This is a genomic window from Citrobacter sp. Cpa228 (assembly GCF_030333085.1).
Lineage (GTDB): Bacteria > Pseudomonadota > Gammaproteobacteria > Enterobacterales > Enterobacteriaceae > Citrobacter > Citrobacter pasteurii.
Map to the genome: position 1 here is coordinate 1 of NZ_JAOWGQ010000007.1, position 281 is coordinate 281.

Consider the following 281-nt stretch of genomic DNA (forward strand, 5'->3'; position numbering starts at 1 on the left):
CTCAGAAGTGAAACGCCGTAGCGCCGATGGTAGTGTGGGGTCTCCCCATGCGAGAGTAGGGAACTGCCAGGCATCAAATTTAGTGTGCTGATATGGCTCAGTTGGTAGAGCGCACCCTTGGTAAGGGTGAGGTCCCCAGTTCGACTCTGGGTATCAGCACCAGTTTTTCGGTTTAAGTTCGGCACTTAGAAAAGAATCTGTCTGGCGGCTGTAGCGCGGTGGTCCCACCTGACCCCATGCCGAACTCAGAAGTGAAACGCCGTAGCGCCGATGGTAGTGTG

General features: G+C 55.2%; 1 tRNA gene and 1 rRNA gene. Both read left to right on the forward strand.

Annotated elements, in window-relative coordinates:
* Positions 1-86: 86 nt before the first annotated feature.
* Positions 87-162: transfer RNA gene (locus tag OGX91_RS00035), tRNA-Thr, on the forward strand.
* Between the two features lie 38 nt (positions 163-200).
* Positions 201-281 (forward strand): 5S ribosomal RNA (gene rrf / locus OGX91_RS00040); the annotation flags it as partial.